The organism is Ruminococcus sp., from assembly GCF_024684275.1.
Genome location: NZ_JAIKXF010000131.1, coordinates 1 through 8,572 on the forward strand (window position 1 = coordinate 1; position 8,572 = coordinate 8,572).

Annotated in this window: 3 protein-coding genes and 1 tRNA gene; 3 read left to right on the forward strand and 1 reads right to left on the reverse strand. The window is 38.6% G+C overall.

Translation table 11 applies throughout. From position 1 onward, the window contains the following. Positions 1 to 265: 265 nt before the first annotated feature. Positions 266 to 946, forward strand: coding sequence for an SOS response-associated peptidase family protein (locus tag K5677_RS13830; RefSeq protein ID WP_296729120.1), 681 nt, complete (start codon positions 266 to 268; stop codon positions 944 to 946). 130 nt (positions 947 to 1,076) lie between these two features. Here K5677_RS13830 and K5677_RS13835 read toward each other — a convergent pair whose 3' ends face one another. Beyond that, on the reverse strand, positions 1,077 to 4,019 hold the full coding sequence (locus K5677_RS13835) for a glycoside hydrolase family 9 protein (protein WP_296729121.1): 2,943 nt from the start codon (positions 4,017 to 4,019) through the stop codon (positions 1,077 to 1,079). A gap of 489 nt (positions 4,020 to 4,508) precedes the next feature. Here K5677_RS13835 and K5677_RS13840 point away from each other — a divergent pair, with 489 nt between their 5' ends. Both K5677_RS13840 and K5677_RS13845 read left to right on the forward strand, forming a co-directional pair. After that, positions 4,509 to 8,027 carry a BspA family leucine-rich repeat surface protein gene (locus tag K5677_RS13840; protein WP_296729123.1) on the forward strand — a complete coding sequence of 1,173 codons (3,519 nt, stop codon included), beginning with the start codon at positions 4,509 to 4,511 and terminating at the stop codon, positions 8,025 to 8,027. A 359-nt stretch (positions 8,028 to 8,386) separates the two neighbouring features. Further along, positions 8,387 to 8,476 (forward strand) — tRNA-Ala (locus tag K5677_RS13845). The last annotated feature ends 96 nt before the right edge of the window (positions 8,477 to 8,572 follow it).

Genomic DNA, 8,572 nt, shown 5'->3' on the forward strand with positions numbered 1-8,572 from the left:
GCCCATTCCCGGTACCGTAGTTCTCTCTTTATTTCTTTGATCGTTGCCATGTGCTCAGCTCCTTTCAGCGTTTTCCGCTTCGGAACTATTTTACTGCTTTTTCATTATGCTGTAAAGGGCTGAGGGTGGTTGGCGCTTACCATAATTAAATGGCCGCTTTAAAAAGGCGGTCTTTTCTTGCATCTTGACATATTAATTCTCTTGTGATATAATAAAAACAGAACATATATTCTATTTTATGAATTGAGAGGTGGTATTCATGTGTATGTCCTTAAGAATAGAACCAAAGGAGATGGCTGAGATTCTCATAAAAGTGAGGAAAATGGCTTTAGCTCATGATATGTCGCTTAAGTTGGGAAAGAGCCTTATCATGTATGGAGACTTGTACCCAGCCGATATTGCACCTGTCCTTGCACCTAATAAGTATGGGAACATGGCTATATTCCCTATGGCATGGGGATTTACACATCAAGCTTCACCTAAACCGCTTGTCAACTGCCGCGTGGAGACTGCCGATACAAAGGTACTGTGGAAAGATTCATGGTATAGGAGAAGGTGTGTTATCCCTGCATCATGGTATTATGAATGGGGATATCCTGTATATGAGGACGATAGCTGCAGCATGAAAGAGCATCGCAATACCAAAAAGGCCAAATTCGCCATACAGACCGAAGGTTCAGATAGAACATATATCGCAGGACTATACCGATATGAGGAACATAGCGGCATGCAGCTGCCTATGTTCTCAATACTTACGCGAGAAGCTGCAGGCAGTGTAAAGGATATCCATGACCGTATGCCCCTTATACTGAATAAAAATGACGTAAAGGAATGGATACGCCCTGACGGAAATCCATGTATTATAGCTGAGAAAGCACTGACAAATATGGTCTTTGAAAAGGCTGTAGAGTACTATAAATCGCCAACTGAATTCATTGCAATGTAAGGAAAAGATAATTTGAAGGCGACTTTATGCCGCCTCATTTTTTATATACTTAAAAAGGATGAAAACAAAAGCAGCCTGTTTTTCTACAGGCTGCAATAAAACTAATTATTGAATTGCTAATATTCAAATCTTACTCTAAACCGAGCAGTTTACTCTGTATCGCCAGTGCGTCGCCTACTGTCAGTCCGTCACCGTTCATATCACCGTTGAGTTTGCCCTGTTCGGTAATGTGATTCCCGGCTGTACCGTTTAATCCGTATTTATTGGGATTTGCAAGAGCCTGCATGATAAGTACTGCGTCTGCCATATCGACCTGTCCATCGCAGTTCGTATCGCCCGCCATTATCACATTGGACTCAGAAGTTGTTGTAGTTGTAGTTGTAATCGTGGTTGTTGTTGAAGCTGCGGTGGTCGTAGTTGGAACTTCGTCATCATTGCCCATATTATTCTCAAAGAACGAAAGCATCCACGCAAGCGCTGCCTGCCACTGAGGTGTGACTGAATTGCAGGTCCACGCTTCGGCTGAATCTGCATATAGCTGCTGATCGGGCACCTCGCCTATCTTCAAACCAATACCCTTGACGAAGCTGTCACTTATACCATCAGGACTTCCTGCTAATCCGGTAGGCCCGCCTACCATTATACCATTCGGAGCTGTGGGAAATCTGCTGTCTACCTCATTCAGCCAGAAACTGCTGCTCGGCTTATTGGTATGATATGTGCCGTAACCTGTTACATATGATATACCGAGACCATTCCTGCCGAAAATATAATCAAGCGCATAACCTGCGTATTCCTTGTACTTCACATCGCCTGTCGCCTCATAGGCATATGCCATAATTACAGCATTATTGACAATTGAGGAGTTCGAGCCGAATTCATAAGTATCCCATCTGTCCGCAGGGTAAGTGTACTCATCCAATCCGAAACCACATGATACCTTTCTGTATGGTGTATCCATAGCATTGGCGTATATGTTATCCTTTACATCATTTGCAGCGGCAGCCACAAAATTATCGGCTGCTTTACCGATATTTACGTTTATCAGCTTTCTGTCCTGTTCAGATATCTTATCGCTCAGATACAGTGATAATGTTCCGAAATCGTATGTATTGGTCTCGCAGAACGCCTTGAAGCTGTCTTCAGGATATGGCATGAATATAACATCACAGGAATCGGGGATGCATTCTGTAAGGCTCAGGTCGGAGTTGAAAGAAGTAAGATAATCATAATACTCCTTATCGCCTGTAGTCGCAAAAAGCTCGCAGGCAGCCCAGTATGCCTCATCACTTAAATTGAAATCACCAAGGTCATGATCATAAAAATCAAAGCAATCAATGCCCAGATGCGAAGCAAAGTTTTTATCTCTTATGGACCTATTTGTCCACTCTTTTTCATGTCTCTTTACTGCGTTCCATGATGCTTCCGCCTGTTTCAGACACTCAGCAGCAAAATCGGGATCTTTTTTCTCCCAGAGACGCGCAGCCTGTGCCGCACACGCTATCATATCAAATGTTGCAGCATAAGTCGGAGGATTAACTACCCTTTTCAACTTTTCTTTATCAGTAATGAGTCCCAGATCAACGGGATTATAGCTATTCGTATATCTAACTCCGTGATATACCATGTCGGCAAAATCCTCGCCCCATATGCTGTCCTTTTCGGGATCAACCACCATATTAAGCATAAATTCGAGCTCGTATCTTGCTTCATCAAGAATATCTGCCAAATTTCCGTTTGCTGCTTTATATCCGTTCTTATAGGAAAGCTCATACATATTCTGCAAAAGCCATACTGCATTTGCTCCTGCAATAACATTTTTACTGCAATTATCGTCGGTATACCAACCGCCGGCAGCGTCCTTAAAGATCTTTTTTTCTGTGATCACGTTCCAGTCTGAACTGACATATGCCTCGTCCTTTGCATGAAAAGCTTCATGTGCCAGCTTAGCTCTGTTCTCTTCAGAAGGCTCGGAAACGATCTTTTTCTCGTCTAGATCAATATCAGAATGCTGCAAATAGAAGAAATTCATCGCATCTCTGAATATGTCACTGTAAATCTTATCTCCGACCGTAAATTCATGACTTATATACTGCTTATAAACCTCGCCGGTATACGGATCGGTATAAACATTTCCCTCATCATCGATGACAATTGTGTATCTACCCGGCTTTTTAACAGCCGAAAAATCAAGCTTATGGAAGTAACCCAAGCCGGCTTCATCGTCCATGCCTACAGGCTTTGTCCTGCCTTTATAGACCTCTTCGCCCTTTTCGTTGAGCACTCTGAAATCCATAGCTTCCTTGTCGGAATCCGTTTCATAAGTTGCAACCTTAACCGAATCGGGATAATAGCCCACCTGATTAAGGCGTACATCACTTCTTGGAATCACATAACCCAGACCTTCCGGGCAGCTCCATTCACAGACAGGGTCATCAGACTCCTCACAGGTAAGACATTCCACTACTATATCATCAAACCATATCTCGTCTCCGCTGCTCGCATTGCCCTGATATTTGGTACCTTGTGCGTAATCAAATGCCCATTCTACACCTTCGAGATCCTCTGTAGGCTTGAATATTCCTTCAAATGTCTGCCATTCATTCGAGAGCTTTACGGCAGCCCCAGCCCATTTCCCGCCCATATGAGGTCCCATGTGCATATCTTTTGTCTGACCGTCAAGCGTGAAATATACATTGCCGTTCCGGCTGTCGCCGATCTGTGAGCAAAGTTCAAGACCATTCCTGTTGCTCTTAGCTTTAAAGCTTACCCTATACTCATGACCTGCTTTGAAATTCAGATTTTTATGTTTGAACTGAAGATCCCACTTTTCATGGTCAGCGCCCTGAGGCATATATATAGTAATGTGAAAAGCTCCGTCATCAAGATCAAAGGCCTGCTTTGCAGGGTATGCCGCACAGGTACGCCAAGGCAGAGACTTTTTCTCAAATGTGCTCTCACCGATAACGGAGACAGCTCTTTCGTTCATCGGCTCAGCTGCTGAAACTGTTGATGACGCTACCATAGCCAGCGACATGATTACTGCGGCAAGCTTACTTGCTTTTTTATGCATATGAAACCCTCCCTGTTACTTAAATTTATAAGTTATGAAAGATAAAAGGCTAACATAATTATTATTCAACTAAATTACTAGTTACACATGAAAAAACGTCTCTTTTCCTTTATCAGAATTATAACATACAAAAAAACAACCGTCAACATCTGTTCCTGCAAATAGGAAAAGGAACACCCATTGTGATAATTGACGCTGGCATGGCACACCAGCTTAAACTTAGTTCATCTATATTCTTGAAATGGCGTAATATTGGCAGTTGCATTCCCTTGCCAAACACAAATACTTTCCTTATTTTCGCATATTTAAACCGATACAGCTCCCGAACGGGAGCTGTCGTAATTTATATCATTATGTTCAAAATGTTTAGATTAACATTTAAAATTTTATTATATCATTTGATTAGCTTGACAAGAGTATTCTTTTTATGTATTATTTGCACATAAGGTTATGTATAAACCTTAAATATATAGAAGAGGAATAAATATCATGAAACTAAAAATCAAAAAAGCAGTCGCTGCAATGTTATCCATGACAATTATTTGCAGTACTATGACGCCAAGGATTGACAGCAGAATTTTATTAAAACCTGAACTCATAGCTGACGCAGCAAACTCATGTGCTTCTTTTGATGAAGCAACAGGTACCCTTACCCTCAGCGGTAATGTTGTAAAGGAAGAAGTACAGGCATGGGCAGGAAATCAAAATGTAAAAAAAGTTACATGCGCTGAAGGAACAGTATTACCGGCAGACTGTAGCTATCTATTTAGAAGAATAGATGGTCGTTATACTGCTTACTTTTATGCTGAAGAACTAGATTTTTCAAACGCTGATACATCCAGAGTTACAAATATGCAATGCATGTTTTGGGGTTGTATCAACCTTCGGAATATCAATTTAACAGATTTTGATACAAGCAATGTTACAAATATGAGTAACATGTTTGCTGCGTGTAAGAAGCTTGAATATGTCGATTTAACAGGTTTTGATACTAAAAATGTTACTGATATGTCCAGTATGTTTTTGGCTTGTAACTCTTTAAAAGAACTTGATTTGAGCAGTTTTGATACAAGTAATGTTCAACAAATGGGTTCTATGTTTTGTGATTGTGAAAATATCGAATATCTTGATTTGAAAACTTTTAATTTCGAGAACGTTACTAGTATGGAGTATATGTTTAACAATTGTTTTAAATTGGAGCATATTGATTTTGATAACGAAATTGATACAAGCAAAGTTACAAATATGAGCAGTATGTTTCATGGTTGCCTTGAACTACAATCACTTGATCTAAGCAATTTTGATACAGGCAATGTAACTAATATGGAAGATATGCTTGATGGCATTCGCCTTACAGTTCTTGATGTATCAAGTTTTGATACAAGTAATGTTACAAATATGGCTTTTATGTTTTGTGGGTGCCCAAATTTAGAATCCATTTATGGTCTAGATCATTTTGATACAAGTAATGTTGAAGATATGCATGGGATGTTTTATTGTAGTAAACTACTTAAATCTCTTGATTTGAGCAGCTTTGATACAAGTAATGTCACTAATATGGAATATATGTTTGGTCAATGTAAAAGCATTAGGGCACTTGATTTAAGTACATTTGATACAAGCAAAGTAATCTATATGTATGAAATGTTTGCATATTGTGATAGCCTTAAAAAAATATTTGTTTCAGATAAATGGACAACCAAATCATTAATACTCGATGATAGATATCATGATGAATCAGAAATTTTCCGTGATGACACAAATCTTGTAGGCGGTAATGGCACTAGATATGATCCTTCATGTAAAGGCTATGAAATGGCTTGTATTGATACACCTGAAACACCTGGATATCTGACGTCTGTTAAAGATATAAATAATACTCCGATCATCCTTATTCCAGGAATTATGGGAAGCAGATTGTTTATCGATCCCAACTGTAATATACGTTTTTGGGATCCAGAAATTCATCCTATTTTCAAAGATAGAGAAGTCGAAATCTTTCAAACTGGATTAAACCAGAAAGATGTTTATGTAAAGAATGTTTATGTAAATCAAAATACTTTAGATGAAAGCAAACGTGAATATGGTGCTAGGGAAAAGATGAAAACATTTGTAGATAGATTATGTACGGATTATCCTAATAGACCTGTCTATGTTTTCAGTTATGACTTCAGAAAAAGCAATGTTGATAGTGCCGAAAGGTTAAATGAATTAATCGAAACTCTTTGTCCATCTAACACCAACAAAAAAGTTGATATAATTGCACATTCTATGGGCGGAATAGTTGCATCTCAGTATTATAAGAAATATGGTGATGATAAACTTAATAACGTTATTACTTGTGCCACACCATATGAAGGAGCACCTAAAATTATTAACGTTCAATATTCTGGAGATGTTTTAGATAAATGGTATGAAAATTGGTACCTGCAAAGCATTGGCCTTGATACAGAAGCTATTAAAAAATTTGTTACCACGTCACAACTTGTTCCTACAGAAAGGTATTTTAACGAACTTCGTCGTATTCATAATGCTTTTCCCGATATTATTCCTATGCAAGAATATGATGGCTTTTCAAATGTATATCCCATCAAATCTTTTGAAAATTATAAGAATTATCTAAAAGCTATTTTCGAGATAGATGATAAATCTACAGCAATTGAGAATGCAATTAATTTTCAGAAATCTTTATTAGGTGTCTCAGATTGTAATTGCCTTTATGACTATGAAAAAGCTTACTTTGTAATAGGGAAAAATATAAAGACAATTTCATCTATGGATTTTGCTTATGATGAAACTGGCTCTTGGGAAGGACTTGGACCAAAATACTATTTAATTAATCTAAATTACACCAATAATGGAGACGGTACTGTTCCATATCTTTCAGCATCTATGTTAAGTAAACTTGACCCGGATTCAGACAATGTGGAAGCATTTAAAAATACGCATTTGGGCCTTTTACAGGATAAAGATGTAATAGAATGGATAGAAAAAATTTTAGATGGTAAACCTGCTCCAGTAAAGTCTTCAGTTAGTACTCCGTCTCCATATGCTGTTATAAGAGTAGCTTGCCCAGTTGACGTTGAAATATCTGACGGAAATGATATACTTAGCTCTGTTGATGGAGCAGAATCATTCGATGCTTCATTTGGACGTCTTGATTTAATAGGAAGAAACAATGAGATCAAGATGATATGTATGGATGAAGATACAAATCTTGACATTAATCTTACTGGAACCGGAACAGGAACAATGGACTATACTATACAACACTATTCGGCGGATGAAAAGCTTCTAGATGAACGAACATTTGAAAACGTTCCGATCACTGATAAAACAATAATAAAAACAAAGGCTGATAATAATGAAGTTACTGTTCTAAGTATAGATAACGATGGTGACGGTGTTGTTGATGATACATGGACAGCTAAAAAGGATGAGATTATTAAATGTTCAGATTCTGAAAAAACTGAAACTATAACGTCATCTACAATAACAGTAGCAACTACCACTACAACAACCAAGACATCAACAGCCGCAGTTACCACAACAACTACTACGACTACAACTGTTAAACCGATTGCAACTACCACAACAGCTTCTACAACTACAACTGCTAAACCGACTGCAACTACCACAACAGCTTCTACAACTGCTAAACCTACAGCAACTACCTCAACAGCTTCTACAACTACAACTGTTCAGTCAACGACCGTAAACACAACTACCGCTTCGACAACCACTACAACTGTACCTGCTACTAAAAAAGTGCTCGGAGATATAGACGGAAACGGCATACTCGACGCAGTTGATGCTTCAAAGATACTCGGCAGCTATGCTAAGTATTCAACTGGTTCGAAAGCTCCAACAGAAGGCGATTTAGCCGTATGTGATGTAAACAAGGACGGCTATATAGATGCAGTAGATGCATCTAAAGTACTTGCGTTTTACGCACATACATCTACAGGTGGAAAACTTACTTTTGAAGAGTTTATAAAAATCAAGTAAAATCCTAGTACCTTTGTAAGCATCAAATATGAGTCACGTAGGATACAAAATACACTTGTCAGTATTATAACATGACTCCTACCATGCAGAAAGACTGCAAAACAATAGATTTGAGGACGGCTCTCGCCGTCCTCTATATAAACTATATAACCTCAAAACACGGTATATACAAAACTATCCTTACCACTTTTACCACTTTTTTCACGCAAAAGTTTTTCCAGGAACAAAAAAAGTCCTCAAAGTCGATTGGGGAGTTTGGATAAATCGTTTCCGTGATATTTCCGTTATTGCGAAAAATTACGATGTATATTTGAAGTGAACTGTGCAAACACTGCAGTTAGAAAATGGCTAAAAATAGGGGAGTATGTGAACTGAGAGAAACAATGAAGTTATGTCATTCTATTCTGGCAGTGTGGGGGTCAGGGGTTCGAATCCCCTATGCTCCACCATTTTAAAGGCTCGGGAATGGCTATATATAGCCATTCCCGAGTTTCGCTTTTTTGAGAAAAAGGCGGTTGTTCTTTATTTGTTCTTTATTAAATGAT